At 44.8% G+C, this 16,445-nt stretch carries 20 protein-coding genes; 19 read left to right on the forward strand and 1 reads right to left on the reverse strand.

The annotated features are described in order from the left end of the window. The 10 genes from BUA56_RS04475 to BUA56_RS22910 all read left to right on the forward strand — a co-directional run. Positions 1–274, forward strand: a 274-nt coding sequence (locus tag BUA56_RS04475; RefSeq protein WP_158640975.1) for an ATP-binding protein, incomplete at its 5' end; no start/stop codon positions are given. Between the two features lie 142 nt (positions 275–416). Further along, entirely contained in the window at positions 417–1,229 is an 813-nt protein-coding gene (locus BUA56_RS04480) for a helix-turn-helix transcriptional regulator (RefSeq protein ID WP_072849377.1), read from the forward strand. A 13-nt stretch (positions 1,230–1,242) separates the two neighbouring features. Then, positions 1,243–1,701: a VOC family protein gene (locus BUA56_RS04485; RefSeq protein WP_072849379.1), complete on the forward strand. Its 459-nt coding sequence runs from the start codon at positions 1,243–1,245 to the stop codon at positions 1,699–1,701. A gap of 72 nt (positions 1,702–1,773) precedes the next feature. Beyond that, the gene (locus BUA56_RS04490; RefSeq protein ID WP_072849381.1) at positions 1,774–2,496 is read left to right on the forward strand and encodes a DUF5131 family protein; all 723 of its coding nucleotides are present in this window, start codon (positions 1,774–1,776) and stop codon (positions 2,494–2,496) included. Positions 2,497–2,588: 92 nt separating this feature from the next. After that, positions 2,589–3,059 carry a GNAT family N-acetyltransferase gene (locus BUA56_RS04495; RefSeq protein WP_072849383.1) on the forward strand — a complete coding sequence of 157 codons (471 nt, stop codon included), beginning with the start codon at positions 2,589–2,591 and terminating at the stop codon, positions 3,057–3,059. An 86-nt stretch (positions 3,060–3,145) separates the two neighbouring features. Beyond that, on the forward strand, positions 3,146–3,607 hold the full coding sequence (locus BUA56_RS04500; protein ID WP_072849385.1) for a hypothetical protein: 462 nt from the start codon (positions 3,146–3,148) through the stop codon (positions 3,605–3,607). Positions 3,608–3,870: 263 nt separating this feature from the next. Continuing rightward, positions 3,871–4,014, forward strand: a complete 144-nt coding sequence (locus BUA56_RS23840; RefSeq protein WP_278320843.1) for a DUF2397 family protein — start codon at positions 3,871–3,873, stop codon at positions 4,012–4,014. After that, entirely contained in the window at positions 3,957–4,472 is a 516-nt protein-coding gene (locus BUA56_RS04505; protein ID WP_278321242.1) for a DUF2397 family protein, read from the forward strand. Before BUA56_RS23840 ends, BUA56_RS04505 begins: the two co-directional genes overlap by 58 nt. Beyond that, positions 4,456–4,695, forward strand: coding sequence for a hypothetical protein (locus BUA56_RS04510; RefSeq protein ID WP_072849387.1), 240 nt, complete (start codon positions 4,456–4,458; stop codon positions 4,693–4,695). Before BUA56_RS04505 ends, BUA56_RS04510 begins: the two co-directional genes overlap by 17 nt. Before the next feature lie 92 nt (positions 4,696–4,787). Beyond that, complete coding sequence (locus BUA56_RS22910; protein WP_158640976.1) at positions 4,788–4,928, forward strand: hypothetical protein; 141 nt, start codon at positions 4,788–4,790, stop codon at positions 4,926–4,928. A 54-nt stretch (positions 4,929–4,982) separates the two neighbouring features. On the opposite strand, the gene BUA56_RS04515 is transcribed toward BUA56_RS22910, so the two are convergent. Then, a complete protein-coding gene (locus BUA56_RS04515) occupies positions 4,983–6,014 on the reverse strand; it encodes an ROK family protein (protein WP_072849389.1) in 1,032 nt (343 codons plus the stop codon). 482 nt (positions 6,015–6,496) lie between these two features. Here BUA56_RS04515 and BUA56_RS04520 point away from each other — a divergent pair, with 482 nt between their 5' ends. From BUA56_RS04520 to BUA56_RS04560, 9 genes are all read left to right on the forward strand, one after another. Continuing rightward, complete coding sequence (locus BUA56_RS04520) at positions 6,497–8,170, forward strand: hydantoinase/oxoprolinase family protein (RefSeq protein ID WP_072849391.1); 1,674 nt, start codon at positions 6,497–6,499, stop codon at positions 8,168–8,170. A 47-nt stretch (positions 8,171–8,217) separates the two neighbouring features. Continuing rightward, positions 8,218–9,204 (forward strand): thiamine pyrophosphate-dependent dehydrogenase E1 component subunit alpha, encoded by a 987-nt coding sequence (locus BUA56_RS04525; protein ID WP_072849392.1) that lies wholly within the window; start codon positions 8,218–8,220, stop codon positions 9,202–9,204. Then, a complete protein-coding gene (locus tag BUA56_RS04530; protein ID WP_072849394.1) occupies positions 9,204–10,184 on the forward strand; it encodes an alpha-ketoacid dehydrogenase subunit beta in 981 nt (326 codons plus the stop codon). Before BUA56_RS04525 ends, BUA56_RS04530 begins: the two co-directional genes overlap by 1 nt. Positions 10,185–10,230: 46 nt before the next feature. After that, positions 10,231–10,497: a biotin/lipoyl-containing protein gene (locus BUA56_RS04535; protein WP_072849396.1), complete on the forward strand. Its 267-nt coding sequence runs from the start codon at positions 10,231–10,233 to the stop codon at positions 10,495–10,497. 32 nt (positions 10,498–10,529) lie between these two features. Further along, positions 10,530–12,302: a cobalamin B12-binding domain-containing protein gene (locus BUA56_RS04540; protein WP_072849398.1), complete on the forward strand. Its 1,773-nt coding sequence runs from the start codon at positions 10,530–10,532 to the stop codon at positions 12,300–12,302. A gap of 77 nt (positions 12,303–12,379) precedes the next feature. Beyond that, positions 12,380–13,057 carry a dihydrolipoamide acetyltransferase family protein gene (locus BUA56_RS04545; protein WP_072849400.1) on the forward strand — a complete coding sequence of 226 codons (678 nt, stop codon included), beginning with the start codon at positions 12,380–12,382 and terminating at the stop codon, positions 13,055–13,057. 45 nt (positions 13,058–13,102) lie between these two features. Next, positions 13,103–14,113 carry a lipoate--protein ligase gene (gene lplA / locus BUA56_RS04550; protein ID WP_072849402.1) on the forward strand — a complete coding sequence of 337 codons (1,011 nt, stop codon included), beginning with the start codon at positions 13,103–13,105 and terminating at the stop codon, positions 14,111–14,113. Positions 14,114–14,115: 2 nt separating this feature from the next. Beyond that, positions 14,116–15,633: a xylulokinase gene (locus BUA56_RS04555; protein WP_072849404.1), complete on the forward strand. Its 1,518-nt coding sequence runs from the start codon at positions 14,116–14,118 to the stop codon at positions 15,631–15,633. A gap of 31 nt (positions 15,634–15,664) precedes the next feature. Continuing rightward, positions 15,665–16,330: a hypothetical protein gene (locus tag BUA56_RS04560; RefSeq protein ID WP_072849406.1), complete on the forward strand. Its 666-nt coding sequence runs from the start codon at positions 15,665–15,667 to the stop codon at positions 16,328–16,330. Positions 16,331–16,445: the final 115 nt, after the last annotated feature.

Raw genomic sequence — 16,445 nt, forward strand, 5'->3', positions numbered from 1 at the left:
CGAATGGCTTTTACTCAAGCCAACAGATACAGAACAAAGGGATATCTTCGAATTGCTCCATCGGAGGCGTAAGAAATCATCCACGATTTTCTGTTCTCAGTATGGCTTCGAAGAATGGTATGACCAGCTTGGTGGCGATGCAAGTCCACTTGCTGATGCAATCATTGATCGCATTGTTCATGACAGCTACCGAATCAACATCACAAGCATCGATACAGCGCATGACATCTCCATGCGAGAGGTATATGGACTGGACAAAACATTACGCGAGTAATCTCGCATAAGATGATTTCCACTTTCCGGACATCTGATTTCCAGATTTCCGGAAGTGCGATTTCATCGCACAAGAATATTCAGATACAGAGATAAATAAGATGAGTATTACAAGTAGAAACTGCAGCTGCAGGAGGCCACCTATGATGCTTGAAAAAGATAACCAATTCAACATATTTCCTTCACACATTGGATTAAGAAAATATATTCAGTATTACAACATCGTGTTTCCGGAGAAGGATACGTTCTTGCCTCAATACACGCTTATGCCCAACGCTTGCGGAACACTGTCCCTTGCGTTCGACGGAAACGCGGTTAAGGCTGAGTTATGGGGCGCATCCCTGACACCTATCCCGCTGGGCAGAGAGCCAAACCGCTATCATATCCTGCTGCTTATCCAGTTTTCCCCATATGGTTTGTATCAGATGATACGTCAAAGCCAAGCTGAGTTTGCGGATAAACGCCTTTCCCTGGCAGACATTGACTATGAACTTTGCAAATTACTGCATCAGGCATTTGTGGTGTCGGAAACCACAGCCGGGCTTGTAAATTCCTGTGAGAAAATATTATACCAGCGCATGGAAAAGCAGGTTGTTTCGGACGCTTTGCTGTTTGCAGCTGCATACATTTCGGATAGACACGGACAGACACAAGTGCAGGAGGTAGCCCGGCAGTCCGGTTACAGCGAGCGGCATTTAAACCGCCTGTTTCTCACACAAATCGGAATGAATATGAAAAACTATGCACGCTTAATCCGCTTTAATTATGTGCTAAAGCAGATTCAGACATCGCCCTGCTTTTTTGCTGCTCTGTCGCAGCAGGCCGGCTATTTTGATCAGGCCCATTTTGATAAAGACTTTAAGGCCATCAGTGGTGTTACTCCTCAACAGTATTTGGAAACTATGTCGGATTTTTACTATGACGGGACGGAAGTCTATCCTATAATTTCCTTATAGGAGGAATAAAAACATGAAATATCAAGGTTGTCTTTTGGCGGTCAGGGATATCTCCGCCTCTAAAAACTTTTATGAAAACGTGCTTCATCAAAATGCAGTCATGGATATTGGAGGGCATGTAGCTTTTGAAGGCTTTTCTCTGCAGGAGGGGTATGCTGATATTGTTGGTATTGCTGCTGATTGTGTAAAGGAACAGTCACATAACTTTCAGGTGTATTTTGAAGTGGAGGATTTAGAGCAGGCATATGCTGAGCTAAAACGCTTGCCCAGCCTGCAGTGGGTACACGAAATCAGGGAATATCCATGGGGACAGCGTGACATTCGGGTGTATGACCCGGACAAACATATTGTGGAGATCGCAGAGGATATGACTACGGTTATCAAACGCTTTTTTGCTCAGGGCATGTCGGCGGAGGAAGTGGCCAAACGTACGATGTACCCGGCCGAATTCGTAAAGCAGTATGCGCTGTAATCAGATGTATGGAACAAGGCGGCTTTCGCAAAAAAGCCGCCGCTATTTTACTCAGAATAAAGGAGGCCGCCTATGAACTGGGAGCCGTGGACAGGCTGTTACAAAATAAGTGACGGCTGCACAAACTGTTATTTTTATGGGCCGTATGCAAAACGCTGTGGACAGAATACGATTCTAAAAACAGATAAATTCGACTGGCCCATCAGGAGAAATAAAAAAGGCGAATATAACATCAAAGGGGATAAGATCCTTGCCACCTGCTTTGCCACCGACTTTTTTCTGCCGGAGGCGGACCAGTGGCGGGGAGAGGTGTGGGCTATGATTCGGGAACGGACGGACATTGATTTTTTGATTCTGACAAAGCGGATCGACCGTTTCCCTGTATCCCTTCCCGCCGACTGGGGCGAAGGCTATGACAACGTGAACATTGGCTGCACGGTAGAAAATCAGGCGCTGGCCGATTACCGGCTTCCCTTATTTTTATCTTATCCAATAAAGCGGAGGTTCATCGCCTGCGCTCCGCTTTTGGAGGCAATCGATCTCACTCCTTATCTTCATGGGGTGGATCATGTTACTGTGGGGGGCGAAACTGGGCGGGAAGCGCGTGTGTGTGATTATGAGTGGGTGCTGCAGATCCGGGAGCAATGTGTCAAAGCGGGCGTGACCTTTTGGTTTAAAAATACAGGATCGCTTTTCCGCCATGACGGCATTGCAGAAAAAATTAACCCATATAAGCAGACCGGCATAGCAAAAGGGCTTGGCATCGATATTTCAGACGGGAAACGGTTGTTTTAATCATAAAATAAAAATAATTTTGCTCCAATAGATATACCTTTCTTATGTATCATAAGGACGAGAACTATAATTTAAATTAGGAGGGCAGATACATGTTTAGGATAAGACATATGGATCAGACGGATTTAGGAATATTCAGGAAATGGCTGTATACACCTCACGTTGCCAAGTGGTATCACGAGCCACTGGATTGGATCAGCGAGGTTGAGAAGCAGGACAGCGAGTTTTGCTGGATACACCATTTTATTGTGGAGCATGAAGGAAAACCCATCGGTTTTTGCCAGTATTATGCCTGCGAAGACAGCGATGAATCTTGGGAGGGCTACACAGCAATGGGCGGTTCCTACAGCATTGACTATATGATTGGGGAATCCGATTGCCTCCGGAGAGGATTTGGCAAAAGGATTGTGGATGACTTAACAGACAGGATCGCCCTACATCCAGATGCCAAAAGGATTGTGGTACAGCCAGAGCCGGAGAATAAGGCTTCCTGCGGTCTGCTTCTGTCCTGCGGTTTTATGCTCGACAAGGAAAAGGAGATTTATGTGAAACCTTTGCCTTGAGCAGAGGGCAGGACTAAGGTGAACAGATACGTTTGGCAAACTGGAATTTGCAGCAGATATTATTATAGTATCGGAGGAATTAATATATGCAAAACCTTCTCAATGCGTTAACAAGTGAAAGTAAAAACGTGGAGCTGCCCGAGGAATTTAACTATTTCGGGAAGCTTATCGGCAGTTGGAAAATCGATTACATTGATAATAGCAATTCTCATTCGATAAAAGGCGAGTGGCATTTTTCATGGATTCTAGACGGAATGGCAATTCAGGATGTTATTCTCCTGCCCGATTTTGAATACGGAACGACGCTCCGCGTTTATAACCCCGGGACGTATGCTTGGGATATTGCGTATTGTTATACAGGGAAAATTATGCGCTTTGAAGCGAGAAAACAAGACGATATCATAGTCCTTACGAACATTGAGAATGAAAGACGAAAATGGGTGTTTGCCAAAATCGAGAATAATAATTTTCATTGGCAGGATGTGATGGTAAAGGATGACGGTGAATGGCAGATTAATTTTGACATATTTGCCCAGCGCATATGGTAAGCCTTGTGTTTGTTGCGCAAATCGAGCTTCCTGTTGCTTGCCGAGGAAGGGCCAGTCTGCCTTGTGCGGACTGGCCCGTTTTGCGGCCAGAAGCAGCTAAGATTCCAGAAGCAGGGAAAGGGTTGAAGGAAAAGAACCAATGATATGTAAAATAATGAAATCTTCATATGGAGAAAAAATAATATAATGGTAGAATAAAAAGCATACCAAACTAATGATGCGCCTCAAGCCTTTTTCCATCCACAGAAAGATCAGGTGATGCAATGAAATATCTGGAAGCCATTGAGGAACCGGAGTTTGTTTCTTATACAATTGAGCAGTTAAAGATTGATTTGGAGGCGCTTGTAAAATGGAAGAACCTCACTCCTATTCAGGATCCTGCAAGGGTGTATACGATTGCGGATTAAAAAACAAACAGTACCGCTATACTATGTCGGAATATGCGGTGGAGATAGAAAGGATGACGGTGCGCCTGGAAAATCTGTTTTTGGAGTCAGGGAATTTGTCCACAAATCTGTTTGTGCGTCTGGAGAGAGGGCTTGATGAGGCGGAGGACATGAAGCAGTGCAGCCTGAAGGAACTCAATGAGTGGTGGAGGAATGTTCAGGAGGATTTTAAGAGGCCGAACCAGAACTATCAGGATTATCTGAGAGACTTCTACTCTGGGCGGACCGATCGTCTTCTGAAATCCGTGGAATTTATTGTACATAAGGATAAGTTTATCAAGTATCTGCATGAATTTGTCCAGGCAAATATGAATTCAGGAGTTCCAGGAAATACGGGATTACTGTATTTTATGTGTACTTCTGATATGTCTGGAGGACAAAGAGGAACAAGAGCAGTTTCTTTTGTCAGAGCAGATTGATTTTGTGGGTGTGCTGCAGTTTATAGAGCGGCTTTCTATGCTCCGTGTATACGGGCAGCTGGCGAACAGTCCAGCTTTGTACTGGGAGAACAACGAGGATCCGGATTCCCTGTATCTGAAGAGCCAGCGCGCCTGGGTTTCCAGATATATGGGAGAGTATCTGGGGGAAGGCGATGGATTTCTGGGGCTTTGTGCTCCTGGACGGGCGCAGGATCGGGTATGATCTTTGGATTTCGCAGGCCGGAAGCTTGATAAAGCCAGGGCAGATAAAGCAGACGCGGAGCAACAGAGGGGAAGCAGCTTATTGACAGACTTATGTCACAGCTAAATACCATTCAGAATCCGGGTCTGGCTCAGACAGCTTCGCGTTTAAAAAAGACAAAAAAAGCGGCATACCAGGAAAATCTTCTGCGGGAACTGCTGGGAGATTTGTCAGAGGGGCAGGGCAGCCTCTGAGGACGTAAAAGGCTGCCGGACAGGGACGTTACAGATTAATAGATAGGTGAGGGACTATGGCTGTGAGTACGGTTCTTTGTCGGTTAAAAGATTGGTAATAACACTGATGATTCCTGTCAAATATTCATCCGAAATATCCTGCTGCAAATGAAAATGGGGCAGTAACTGGGGCGGCAGTACCTTATTCACATTTTCCTGAATCTGCAGAACCAGTTCATCGGTAAACCGAAAGCCGCAAAGGATGATATAGAGGGGATCCGTAATGGTAATAATGGTAATAATGACTTTTGAAATCAGCTCCACAAAAGTGCTGTCACTGTCACACTGTTCAATCAGTTCTTTTCTTGAGGACACGTAAGGCAGAAAGTTAATTTCCCCGGAAAAGTTTGCGTTTCCCCGAATAAGATGACCGTTTACCATAAAACCGGCACCATAAATGTAATGTTCAGGCACATTTAGCAAGGCATAGTTTTTCAGACCAAAATTCGAATGAGCCTGAAAATAACCAAAGGTTTTAAAATGCATTTCATTGTCAATAAATACTTTCACATGGTATTTTGTCTGTAATAAATCTCTTAAGTTCAGATGCTCCAGCTCTTCTATATCACAGTATAAAACTTCTCCGTGAACTACCATGCCGGGGATCCCGATTCCGATTACCTTGATTCTAGGCGTTTTTTCAAATTGTTCAGCGATTAAAGAGTCCAAAAATTCAAAGGAAAGCTGATGCAGAGACTTTATATAAGACTCTCTCACCAGAACAGTGCCCTGGAGATTCACCGTAGCCAATTCAATTTGATTAAATTCACCGTTTGCCACAAGGGATATAGCCAAAGCCAGAGAAGTATTGGCATTGTAAATATATATTTTTGACGGGCGGCCGCCCTGGGACGGAGCCATATCCCCTTGCGAGAGTTCACCCGATTCCACTAACTCCCGGATGATATTTCCGCAGGTTGAAATGCTTAAGCCTGTGAGCTGCGCTATTTCGTTGCGGGTTCCCTGGCCGATTTCCCGGAATGCAGAAACGACCAGTTCTTTATTCTGCTGTTTTAACAGCATTGTTGTTCTAATAGGTGTATTCATTTTATCCTCCATTTATAAGCCATAGAAAATACTTATGACAAGACTTATCATAAACGGAATAACACAAATTGTCAAGACATAACAAGGCTACTTCAGATGGTTCATAGTTTTGAGTAAAATACAATAATAAAGTGTGCAAACAGGTATATGGAAAAAAGAGACGTCGGAATACGGATTCCGGCTCTTTTTTTGCCATGAAATCCGTAATAGTCAATTCAATCCGGAGAGATGCAAGTTATCTCCAGGTAAGGGCGTTGTCTGTGTGATGTGTTAAAAAAATTATCAAAAAATACAGCATTTTCCAAATAAAAACTTAAATTAAACTTTAAAAAAAATATTGACAGAAAAGGAAGAATGAGATAAAATCTACTTTATAATAAAACTTACGGCAAGACATAACTTAATACATAAAGCAATATAAAACGTTAATGCCGCCGAAAGAAGATGATCGGGAAAATTTAATAAGTCTGGAGGGTAGCAGGATGTCATATGTAGTTGGAATTGACACAGGGGGAACGTACACAGATGCGGTTTTATTAGACACAGAGATACAGGGGGCTGATTGCATTAAGCGAAAGGCGAAAGCAATTACCACTCACGAGCAGCTGGAGATAGGAATCAGAAACAGCATCGTGAGCCTGGGATTATCAAAGTCAGATATCAGTAAAATTGAAAAAGTGGTTTTGTCTACAACCTTAGCTACGAACGCGACAGTTGAGGGCAAAATTGGTCGGATAGGACTTCTGATGATTGGCGGAGTACCGGTAGGGAAATTAGCCACCAATGAGTGCATCGCTGTGGAAGGCAAGGTCAATATCAAAGGACGGATTATAAGGGATATTGACAAGGAGGAAGTCAAACGGGCGGTTAAGAAATTGCTGCCAAGAGTAGAGTCGTTTGCGGTATCCGGCCAGGCGAGTGTGAGGAATCCGATTCTGGAGCAAAGAGTAAAAGCAGTAATTAAAAGTATCTGTGATTTGCCGGTGGTGTGCGGCCATGAACTTGTCTCAGAGCTAGGATATCTGGAGAGGACAAACACGGCAGTTGTGAATGCGGGACTTCTGCCGATTATTGATAATTTTGTGAAAGCAATTAAAACAATTCTGGATGAACAGAAGATCGGCGCACCTGTATTTGTGGTAAAAGGTGACGGTACGATTGCCAAAATCGATGCCATCCGCAACACCCCCATTGATACTGTTTTATCCGGACCGGCGGCAAGCATCATCGGGGCAATAAATCTTACAGGAATAAAGAATGCGGTTGTGGCTGATATGGGGGGAACCACCACGGACATTGGGATTGTTCGAAATAAAAGAGTGGAGCTTTCCAAAGACGGCGCGGTAGTCGGGGACTGGCAGATACGTATCAGATCAGCCCAGCTATATACATACGGCCTTGGCGGAGACAGCGCGGTAAAAATAGATGACGGGAAGATTGAGATTGGCCCGGAACGGCTGCTTCCATCCTGCCGGGGCGGAAAACATAATGTAACCCCCACAGACGTGCTTCACTATACGGGCGAGTTTGTTGCGTGGGACAGGGTGAATGCAGTTGAGGCGATTCGGGAACAGGCTGCACTTGCGGAAACGACAACAGATGAATATGTGGAACAGGTAAGAGACGCTATTGTAGATAAAATCTACAACAATTTGAAAAGGTTCCGAAGGATTAAATTCCCCATCAGTGCCATTGGTGCGCCTGCGGAATCCTGGTATCGAATTGCTCAGAAAAAATATAATTTCAACTTAGTGGTTCCAGAGCACTATGAAGTGGCAAATGCGGTGGGAGCAGCAACCTCCGGTGTGAGTGTAGAGATAGAGGCAGTAATCCGTCTGGGGGAAGACAGAGGAGGATACTTAGTACATGCCGTGAATGAACGGTTTGAGTTTGATGAGCTGGAGGATGCCCTGCAAAAGGGCGTTGATGTCACAAAAGAGTATGCAGTAAGGCTGATTCGGGAACAAAATTTGGAAATCTCTTATATCAGGTATGAATGTCGGAATATGTATCTTGATGATGACAGGATTATGTATAAAGAACTCATCGTGAAAGAAGATGGGACCGTGATAAGTGAGGAAGACAGCGACTACGGAAAGTATTTGGAGACACAGATCAAAGTACTGGTAGGCGGAAAAATATTTGCTAATGCTTAAAGAAGGCTTTTTGGCTTTTTTAAAATAAAAATTTAAGGAGGAAGAACATGAATTTATCACACAAAAAGTTACTGGAAATGTATGAAACCATGCAGAAGATTCGCCAGTTTGAATTCCAGACAGCGAAGAGCTTTGCAGAAGGAGATGTGCTTGGGTTTGTACATCTGTACATCGGGGAGGAAGCAATTGCAACCGGTGTATGTGCAAATCTCGTTGACGGCGACTACATCACAAGCACCCACAGAGGACATGGCCATATTATCGCAAAAGGCGCTGATATGAATAAAATGATGGCCGAGCTGTGGGGAAAAGAAACCGGATATTGCAAAGGAAAGGGCGGTTCCATGCACATTGCAGATACGGAACTGGGAATCCTTGGAGCAAACGGTATTGTAGGGGGCGGCTTTACCCTGGCTACCGGAGCAGCATTCTCATCTATGATGCTGAAAACAGATAAAGTTTGTATTTGTTTCCATGGAGACGGGTCAACAGCAGAAGGCTCCTTCCATGAGGCCATGAATATTGCCACACTCTGGAATCTTCCGGTTGTGTTCGTAAATGAGAACAACCTTTACGCAGTATCCTGCCGGATAACAAACGGCATGGCAAACGAGAACACAGCAGACCGTGCAGCCGGATACGCAATGCCAAGCGAAGTGGTAGACGGAAACGATATTTTAGCTGTCTGTGATGCTGCCAAGAGAGCAATTGACCGTGCAAGAAACGGTTATGGACCAACCTATATTGAGTGCAAAACGTACCGCTGGAGAGGCCATTTTGAGGGTGAACCAGAGAACTACCGCAATCCTGAGGAAGTGAAACTCTGGAAACAGCCGGATCATGACCCGATTCCAAGATTTGAAGAGTATTTAAAAGATAATGGTGTGGCTACAGATGAAGATCTTAAGGCAGTTCAGGAAAAAGTAAAGGGCATGGTAAAAGAAGCAGTGAAGTTTGCCGCCGAAAGTTCATTCCCGGCAAAAGAATCAGCACTTGAAGACGTGTACACAGATATTGTAGAGGAGGCGAGATAATGAGAAATATGTATTTTTCAGAAGCGGTAGCTGACGCAATCCGTTTTGAGATGGAGAAGGATCCTACGGTTTTCTGTATTGGTGAGGACGTTGGTTTTGTAGACGGTTCTATGGGCGCTACCAGAGGATTATACAAGCAGTTTGGAAAAGAGAGGGTTCGTGATACACCCGTGGCTGAGCAGATGATTGTTGGCCTTTCCGCAGGGGCTGCGCTTACCGGAATGCGTCCGGTAGCTGAGCTGATGTACAACGACTTTATGGGATGCTGTATGGATCAGATTATGAACCAGACTGCAAAATTCAGATATATGTACGGAGGGGGAATGAACGTTCCTATGACTCTGAGACTTACCAGCGGCGGCGGAATGCAGTGTGCCGCACAGCATTCCCAGTCTCTGGAAGCTATGCTGGTACATGTTCCCGGACTGAAGGTTGTATATCCTTCAACCCCGCAGGATGTGTACGGCCTGCTGCTGACCGCCATTGAAGATGACAACCCGGTCATGGTATTCGAGCATCAGATGTTATACCAGACAAAGGGTGATGTGGTAGATAAGGATGTATACTCCCCGATTCCCCTTGGAAGCGCGGACATTAAGAAACCCGGCAGTGATGTTACCTTAGTTGCCACCGGACTGTGTGTGCTGAAAGCTCTGGAAGCGGCAGAGGAACTGGAGAAAGAGGGAATCAGTGCAGAGGTTATTGACCCGAGAACCTTATATCCATTTGATAAAGAACTTGTTTACAAATCAATCGCTAAGACCAGAAAGCTCGTCATCGTTACCGAAGAGGTGAAAAGAGGTGCATGGTCCGGAGAATTGGCTGCAAATGTAGCGGAAGATATGTTCGAGACCCTGGATAAGGGAATTGTACGCGTGGGCGCTCTGAATATTCCTTGTCCTTATACCGTAAGTCTTGAAGATTATTATTTCCCGCAGAAGAATGATATTGTTACCGCTGTTAAGAAAGTAATGGAGTAAGCAGGGAAAAGGTCACGTTTTAAAAGATTATTTTAGGAGGATAAAAATGGTAAAGGTATTTAAGCTTCCAAGAATGGGAGCAACAATGAAAGAAGGAACTGTAGAAAAGTATCTCGTAAAAGAGGGAGACACAGTTTCTGAGGGAGACGCTTTATATGAAGTTTCCACAGATAAGATTACAAATCAGGCAGAATCTGATATGGACGGGGTTGTAAGAAAACTTCTTGTAGAAGAAGGAACCAAAATTGCATGCCAGACACCGGTGCTTATTGTAGCTGAAGATGAGAATGAGGACATTTCTGCGTATCTGTAACATACTCGGAAATCCTTAATGGAGAGAGATCTATGGGGAAACTATTAAATAAAGCGAACAGAGATTATATAGCAAGCTTAATTCCTGAAAATATTCCGGACTGGAAGAAAGTCTGGCAGGAAGGATATGAGATTGGAAAAAATCTAAAGATAAAGACAATTCCTTTTGAGAAGAAATACGGTATGAAGCCAGTGGACTACCGTATGAAGCTGAAGGAAAAAGGAGAAATGTGCTGGAAGATAAACACGGGACTCTCAAGTGTGGAAGAGCAGGTTGCGGCAATGAAAGAGGCTGAGAAGTTTAATGAAGAGACCGGCCTGAATATCAGTATGGCACATCAGCTCCCCCAGAATATTACCGGAGTTCCCAAGGACAAGAGAGAAGGGCTGCCCATCTCCCTGGGATTTATGCTGAATGAGCCGGAGGATTGGGAAGCAATTACTATGGCTTCCAGCGTTTCACCTATATTTGCCGATAATCATCTGGGCTGGCCTAACGCTGTGGAAACTACAATCAATTCCGTCCAGGCTGGGTCTCAGTGGACCGGCTTGTTCAGCACCTATGTACAGGTTGCCCCGGGCTGCCCGGACGAGGTCTGGAACATGACTGAGAATGTGAAAGCACTTGGAATCGTGGCTTCGAGATACGATGACAAAATCATTGTAAACGGACAGTCCGACGACTCGTATGGAGCCTACTTTAATGACCTCGCCACCTCACTTGCATGGGCTAGAATGGATCGATACATTGTATGCGACCTCTGCGGCGCCAGGTACTCCTATAGTTTCGGAAACTTTACCCAGAACATTATGCACAAGACAGCTCTGTGGCTTGCCGCAAGTGAAGTCTTCAGCAAAGAGGATCAGCCGGGAATCGGCTTTATTTATCCGGATACGATCAGTCACTGGGATCACCACGTTCAGGCAAATTACGGTTTTCAGATTCCGGAAGTCCTGCTTCTGATTCTCGCGGAAAAGCATTTTAAGACGGGATGTTCATTCCTATCAGTACCCATTACAGAAAAGGTAGCGATTCCTACCGTTCCGGAGATGCTGGATATGACAGGTGCTTGTCAGAGAGCACAGGAAGTTGCCTATTACTGGGAGCCTCTGATGAATTGGGATCCCATTGAAAAGCTGAGAGATCAGACCATCGAGCTGTCAGACAGAATGTTCCATTATATGCTGGACGGTCTTGCGGAGGCCGGTGTAGATATCACAAACCCCATTGAACTTATGGTTGTTTTAAAAGCCATCGATCCGTTTACTCTGGAGAAATTGTTCCATCCATCCATTGTTGAGGACGGCAATGAGACCATCGTACCGTTAATGCCCGCAGCTTTGTGGAATGCAACCCAGAATGAACTGGCCAATCAGATTAATCTTCTGAAAGATACCAAATATCCTGCGCTTCTCAAGGATCACAGAATCTGTGTTGCATCCGCGGATGTACATTTTGCAGGCGCCGCGGTACTGGTGGGAGTTATGAAGGAGTTTGGCGCGGATGTGATTGACGGCGGAAACCAGCTGGAGGCAATTGATGTGCTGGATCTGGCAGATGAGAACAACATTACAGATATATGTGTCAGCCTCCACAACGGACAGGCATTGCCTTACGCAAAACTGATAGTAAAACTGGCGGCCGAGAGAGGCCGGAAATACAGATTCTTCTTCGGCGGTGTACTCCAGAGCTTTTTAAATGAGGATGATGATGTTCCTTCTGACGTTACAAAAGAGATTCAGGAACTTGGAATCACAACGGTGACAACAGTAGAAGACCTTCTGGACAAAATTACACAGCAATAAGCAGATACGCCCTTTGGAGCTGTCGGGATAAAGGTATCCTGACAGAAGGAAGGGCATGATAGAAAAGGTGAGGCAGAATGGAAAAAAAGATAAAAGTGTCAGGTATGAGAAAAATCATAGCAGAGAGAATGAGCGAAAGCTGGAACGTATCTCCCCGTGTTGCCTTTACTCTGAGCGTAGATATGACGCATACGCTGTCTATGCTGAAAAAGTTAAATAAGGATAATGAGGACAAAAGCCTGAAAGTCACCCTGAATCATATATTGATGAAGGTCTGTGCAAAGGCCATTACCGAATACGAATTGTTTAATTCCAGTTTTCAGGATAATGAAATCATTATACACGACCAGGTGAATATTGGTCTGGCAGTGGCCCTGGAAGAGGGACTGATGGTTCCGAATATCAAGGACGTAGCGAATAAGGATATTTATACAATTGCGAAGGAAACCAACGATTCTGTTTTCAGAACCAAGAAGAATCAAATCACTATGGATGATATCACAGGAGGTACCTTTACCATTACAAACCTGGGGATGATGGGGATAGAGAGCTTTTCCCCCATAATTAACCAGCCGGAGGCTGCAATTCTGGGTGTCACGAAGATGAAAGATACCCCTGTGGTAATTGACGGCGAGATTACCGTCAGACCCATGATGAACTTGAATCTTGTGGCAGATCACCGGATGATTGACGGGGCTTACGCGGCGAAATTCTTTAGTTATGTAAAAGAATTAATGGAGACAATGGAATTCTAGGATGTTATTACCAGTCAACGAAGTATTGGAAAGCAGTGGGAATAGATGAAATATTTAGAGACGGCGAAAGTGGATCCTTATTACAACCTTGCATTTGAAGAATATGTCTTAAAAAATTGCAGGGATGACGATTATTTAATTCTTTGGCAGAATGAGAATACCATAGTCATGGGTCTGCATCAGAATCCATATGAAGAAATCAATCTGTCAAAGGCAGAAGAATTAAAGGTGAATATTGTACGCAGAATCACAGGCGGCGGGACGGTCTACCATGACCTGGGCAACCTGAATTATTCCTACATTACGGATTGGAATGAAGGCAGAGGTGTGGATTTTGGAAAGCTGCTTGAGCCTGTCATAGAGGCCTTTCGGGAGTATGGCCTGGAGATTGAACTGAAGGGACGCAATGATTTGCTGCTGGATGGAAAGAAGATTTCGGGCAGCGCCCAGACTTTGTCAAAGAATCGGCTGCTGCAGCACGGTACTCTTTTGATTGCTTCTGATTTGGAGCTTCTGAGCGGAGTTCTCCATGTTTCACCGGATAAATTTCAGTCCAAAAGTGTAAAGTCTGTGCGCAGCAGGGTTACAAACATTCAGGACTATGTATCCTCTCCCATTGACATTCAGAGGGTCAAGGAATTGCTCATCGACTACTGGAGCAGGGGCGGAGCGTTCGAACAAGTGCAGCTGGATTCTCAGGAGCTGGGAGAGATTGAAAAGCTGGCCGATGTAAAATATAGAAGTAAGGAATGGAATTTCAGCCGATCGCCAAAGTGCAATTATAAAAACAGGAAACGCTTTTCCGGAGGGACGGTAGAAGTAAATCTGGACATTGCAGACGGCAGAATTGCACATTGTGTGATCAACGGCGATTTCCTGGCGCTGCAGAGCGTAAGCGCGGTAGAGAAAAAATTGACTGGTATGGCTTATGAAAAAGAAAAAGTTGTGAACGTATTGCGGGAGATACCGATACAGATGTATTTCGGCTCTATTACGGCAGAAGAAGTAACAAGCTGCTTCTTCGAGGAAAAAAGTGATTTTGGAGGTAAATGTTAGACATGAAGTTATTGATTGGTCTGGATCTGGGAACGACGGCTCTTAAAATTGCACTATTTGACAATAAAGGAGGTCTTTTAGCTGTATCCACTCAGGAATATAGTCTGATGACTCCAAAAGTAAATTTTGTAGAAGAAGACGCAGAGGTTTATTGGAAGGCATTCTGCGACGGCCTGGCTGATTTAAAAACACAATATCCCATAAGTGCACAGGACAGTGTTGCGCTGGCAATATCTGCGCAGGGGGAAACCATGATCTGTATTGATAAAAACGGCCGGCCGTTAAGGAATGCTATTGTCTGGATGGATAACCGGGCAGTTGATGAAGCAAAAGAAATGACAGAGCGTTTCGGGGATGATACGTGCTATCAGGTAACCGGACAGGTGAGCTTTGAGCCCTGCTGGCCGGCTGCAAAGATCTTATGGATTAAGAAAAATGAACCGGAAATATTCCGGCAGACCTATAAGTATTTATTGATCGAAGACTATTTTATCTATAGGATGACCGGCGTATTTGCCACAGAGGGATCCTTAGTCTGCTCCTCTGCTTACTGGAATATTACCACAAAGAAATATTGGCCTGAAATGCTGGAGTTTATCGGAATAAAAGAAGAACAGCTGGCGCCTGTACGTGAGTCTGGCGAAGCTGTGGGGAGAATGCTTCCTGAGATACGGGCAGAACTGGGGCTGGGAGAGGATATTACCATATGCACCGGTGCCCTTGACCAGGCGGCGGGCGCCATCGGCGTGGGCAATGTTCACCCGGGTATGTTTTCTGAAAACATTGGATCTGCGCTGGCGATCTGTGTACCGGTGGTAGAACCCACTTTTGACCCCAACAGGAAGATGCCTTTGCATTATTTTGCTATACCGGATATGTATATGATGCATACCTTTACCACAGGAGGAATGGCCCTTCGATGGTTCAGAGATAAGTTCTGCCAGGATGAGATGGCAGTTGCAGCCATATCCACAGAGGATGCCTATGACTTAATGGGAAAAGAAGCAGACAGTGTTCCTGCCGGAGCCGAGGGATTACTGATGCTTCCTCATCTGTCCGGATCCCTGGCGCCGGATGTAAATGCCAAAGCCAAGGGGGTGTGGTTCGGGTTCACCATGAAGCACACAAAAGCACATTTTGTAAGAGCTATTTTTGAGGCTGTGGGCTATATTCTGCAGCGAAATATTGATACCCTCTCTAAGATGGGAATTGAAGTAAACGAAATCCGGTCCCTGGGGGGAGGCTCTAAGAGCGCTGTCTGGAGCCAGATTAAATCTGATATTACAGGCAAGCGGTTACTTACTACAAAATCAAAAGAAGCGGCATGTCTGGGAGCGGCAATTCTGGCCGGGAAAGCAGTGGGTATATTTGACAGCATAGATGGTGCAGTAGACAGCATGATCGATATAAAAACTGTCTTTGACCCTGACCCGGAAAACAAAGAGGTTTACGGGGAGGGATACGAAATGTACCGCAAACTGTTTTCTGATTTGACTGAATGCTTTGACCAGACCATGTAACTATATATAATAGAAGAAGGAGATCATTAAAATGGTTGAAAAATTAATTGTTATGCTGACACATCATGATGTTACAGTGTCAAATGCAAAAGAGGTATTTGAAAGCTGCAGGGATCTGCCTGTGGTAAACTGGGGATTTAAGGACGTTGGCATGCCGCCTGCACAGATGAGAGAGTTGTGTCAGCTGATGAAGCAGGCCGGGAAAACTACATTTTTGGAGGTTGTTACATATTCAGAGGAAGAATGTATGCGCGGCGCAAAACTGGCCGTAGAGTGCGGCTTTGATTACCTTGCGGGTACAATCTTCTATGACAGTGTACTGGAGTATATCAAACAGCAGGATCTGAAATACTGTCCGTTTGTGGGAAAGGTCTCCGGCAGTCCCAGCGTCCTCGAGGGTTCAGTTTCCTTCTGCCTGGAGCAGGAAGCGGAATACAGAGACAAGGGAGTTTTTGGTGTTGACCTGTTAGGTTATCGCTACTCTGAAGGAGATCCGGAGGTATTTTCTGCAGACTTTATCAAGAATTCCAAGTTGCCGGTTATTATGGCAGGAAGTATTGATTCTCCGGAGCGGATCGAGACGGTACGTAAGATGAATCCGTGGACATTTACAATGGGCAGCGCACTGTTTGATAAAAAATTTGCTGCAGATGGCACATTCCGGGAAAATCTTGAGAAAGTTGTCTCACTTTTATAAAGACAGCAGCGGCAATAAGGCAGCTAAGGAGAAGGTTACTTATTAGATAAAATGATTTTGAACGGAATGGAGGGTGTAATAAATGAATGAAAAATTAGTCAACCCGAGTAAAAAA

The sequence above is a fragment of the Lactonifactor longoviformis DSM 17459 genome, from assembly GCF_900129135.1.
Taxonomy (GTDB): domain Bacteria; phylum Bacillota; class Clostridia; order Lachnospirales; family Lachnospiraceae; genus Lactonifactor; species Lactonifactor longoviformis.